This is a genomic window from Mesorhizobium sp. M2C.T.Ca.TU.002.02.1.1 (genome assembly GCF_003997225.1).
Genome location: NZ_RZTO01000757.1, coordinates 1 through 2,965 on the forward strand (window position 1 = coordinate 1; position 2,965 = coordinate 2,965).

2 protein-coding genes and 1 pseudogene are annotated in these 2,965 nt (G+C 64.3%); all 3 read right to left on the reverse strand.

The genetic code is table 11. The features are described from left to right. The coding region (locus EOD07_RS28875) for an SMP-30/gluconolactonase/LRE family protein (protein ID WP_127237779.1) at nucleotides 1-1,624 on the reverse strand (1,624 nt) is incomplete at its 3' end. An 81-nt stretch (nucleotides 1,625-1,705) separates the two neighbouring features. After that, a complete protein-coding gene (locus tag EOD07_RS28880; RefSeq protein ID WP_127237780.1) occupies nucleotides 1,706-2,731 on the reverse strand; it encodes a sugar ABC transporter substrate-binding protein in 1,026 nt (341 codons plus the stop codon). Between the two features lie 88 nt (nucleotides 2,732-2,819). Further along, a pseudogene (locus tag EOD07_RS38715) lies at nucleotides 2,820-2,965 on the reverse strand (ABC transporter permease); the annotation flags it as partial.

Genomic DNA, 2,965 nt, shown 5'->3' on the forward strand with positions numbered 1-2,965 from the left:
CGCCGTTGGTGTAGCGGTAGCCGTCGAGCAGCGTCTTGGTCGAACCGTCCTTCGGATCGTAGACCAAAAGGCGGCCCGTGGCGCGGTTCTCGATCGAGTCGAGCGCCCAATCGTGGGCGTCGTACCGCTTGGTGGAATCCGTGAAATAGATGCGGCCGTCGGGGGCTATGTCGCAATCGTTCGGGTCGCGCAGGCGCGCATCGTCGACGATCGAGGTCCAGGAGCGCGCCGTCTCGGCCGACAGCCGCTTCACATCCCGGTCCGGCGAGACGGAATAGAGCCCCATGGCGCCGACACAGCTGATCAGATTGCCTTGCCTGTCGAAGGCCAGGCCCAGCGGAAAGCCGCCGATATGGGCAAAGACCTCGGAGCGCTTGTAGTCCGGTGCGAAGAAGCGGACGATCTCGCCATGGCGGGTGCCGCAATAGAGATGGTCGTCGCGGTCGAGGATGACGTCCTCGGGTCCTTCCAGCTCGCCCAGCCCGATATGGTCCGCGGCCGAGAGCCGATTGTCGAGCTCGTAGGATGTGCCGGAACCAGGCGCGGCTGATTGCGTCTCGCCCATCTTGAGGTAGACCGGCGCGACATAGACCTCGTTCAGCACCTTATGGCGGTTCTTCAGCCAGCGGATGTCGATGGTGACGGCGACGGCCAGAAGGATGCCAAGCACCATCTGATTGGTGCCGGTGCCGTAGCCGAGCCGGATCAGGCCGTTGGTCATGGTGAGCACGATGATGGCGCCCATCAGACCCTTGACCACCGAGCCGCGTCCGCCGCCCAGGCTGACGCCGCCGACCACCGCCGCCGTCAGCGCCATGATTTCCAGATTGAGGCCGGTGCCCGGCCCTGCCCCGCTCAACCGGCAGGCGATCAGAAAGCCGCCGATCGAGGCGCAGAAGCCGGAAAAGACGTAGGTCATGAACACGGTGCGGCGCACGCGGATGCCGGCATTGTGCGCCGAGCGCCGGGAGCCGCCGACCGCCAGCACATGCCAGCCCGGTCGTGAGCGGGTCAGCGCGATATGCGTGACGATGGCAAGGATGATCGCCAGCCAGACCGAAACCGACAGGCCCCAGAACGTGCCGTCGCCGATGAAGTCGAGCACATCGGAGGAGGCCTGGGAAAGCTGCACGTCGACCGCATAGGTTGTGACGAGGATGTCGAACAGCGCCCGCCCGAAGATGAAGGTGACCAGCGTGGTGAGGAAGGCGCGCAGCCTCAGATATCCGACCAAGTATCCGTTGATGGCGCCGAAGACGAGCCCGGCCGCAAGCGCCGCGGCCAGCGCCAGCCAGATGGATTGCTCGAGGATGAAGAAGACGTAGACGGCTGAGAAGCAGGACAGCGCGAAGATCGAACCGACCGAGAGGTCGATGCCGCCGCCCAGCATCACCACGGTCATGCCGATGACGACCAGCGAGAACTCGCCGAGCTGGCGAGTCGATTCCTGCAGCGAGGTGAGCTTGAAGAAGCCCGGAATGATCGAGCCGAACACGCCAAGCGTCGCCACCAGCGCCAGGAATGGGATGGCGTTGTCGGTCCAGCGTTTGGTCAGGATCTCGCCGACCAGATGGTCGGGCACGAGATTGTAGCGCCAGGCCTGGAGGCGTTCACGAAAAGTCATCGGCTACTGCTGTCACTCAATGGGAAAAGAGGTGGCCGGACCGATCCGGCCACCTCGTGGGATGCTCTCGGGCGGCGCGGCTTATTTCGCCGCCGCTTCGGCCTGCAGCGCCTTCAGGTCCCAGCAGCTGTCGGGCTTGAGGTCGGCCTTGGTCGTCGCCTTCTCCAGCGTGTAAATGTAGGTGTGCGAGGTGCCGGCCGGCTGGCCGCTCTGCAGAAGGAACTTGATGATGGCGTTCATGTCGCCCGACTGGCGGGCAAGGTCGGTCATCACCACGGCGCCATAGGTGCCGTCCACGAGCTTGTCGCAATCGGCGGCCTTTTCGCCGCCGCCGGTGGTGACCAGGAACACCTTGCCGTCGAGCTTGGCGTCGCGGATCGCCGCCGAGGCGCCGGTGGCGTCGCCGTCCCAGAAGTCGATGATCGAGCAGATGTCGGGATGCTGCTGCAGCATCGTCGTCGTCACGTTGCGCGAGGTGGTCGCGTCCCAATTCGAATCCGGCTTTGCCACCACCTGGAAATCGGGATGCTTCTCCAGCACTTTCATGATGCCGGCATACTGGTAGAGGCTGGACGAGTTCGCCTGGTCGCCCTGCACCAGCCCGATCTTCTTGGAGGAGTTCTCGCCGCAGCCCTTGATCGCCGCTTCGGCCTCGAGCTGGCCAAGCCGGTCCCAGTCACTGCCGATAAAGGCGTCGGCCGGGAAGTTGGCGGGATTGTCGACCAGGATGACATAGGTGCCGGCGGCCTGCGCCTTCTTCATCAGCTTCGAATAGGAGTTGAGGTCCGGCGCGTGGATGATCAGAACATCAGGCCGGGTGTCGGAAGCGATCGCATCGGTGATCGCCTGCGCGCCGGCATCGACGACCCAGTTCGGGTCGCGGGTCTCGAACGTGCCGCCCCAGGCCTCCACCTCCTTCTTCAGGTAGTGCGCCCAGCCCTGCGCCAGGTCGAAGCCCATCGCCAGCGGCACCAGCATGACGCGCTTGCCGTTGAGCGCCTTGGCATAGGCTGCGGGGCCCGGATCGTCGGCAGCAAAGCTCGGCGCCACGAAGGCGGTAACGGCGAGCGCCGTGGCGGCCGCCATCAATGTTCTGAGTAGTTTCATGTCACATCCTCTGGTTCGGTTTTCATTGCCGGCCGATCGTCGCGATCGCTCCGGGTACCCCCAGAGCAGATGGGCTGGCCCATCTGCTCTAAATGTCGCCTTGTTGCGCGGTCTGTTCGTCGCGCGGATTGATGATGCCGTCGACGATGATGGCCCCGAGCAGGATCGCCGCCTTGATCAGGTTCTGGTAGAGCAACGGAATGTCTATGATGGTCATGGCGTTGAGCAGGATGC

Coding starts and splice junctions, on each gene's coding strand:
- EOD07_RS28880 (WP_127237780.1), bottom strand. CDS start 2,731: ATGAAACTACTCAGAACATTGATGGCGGCCGCCACGGCGCTCGCCGTT.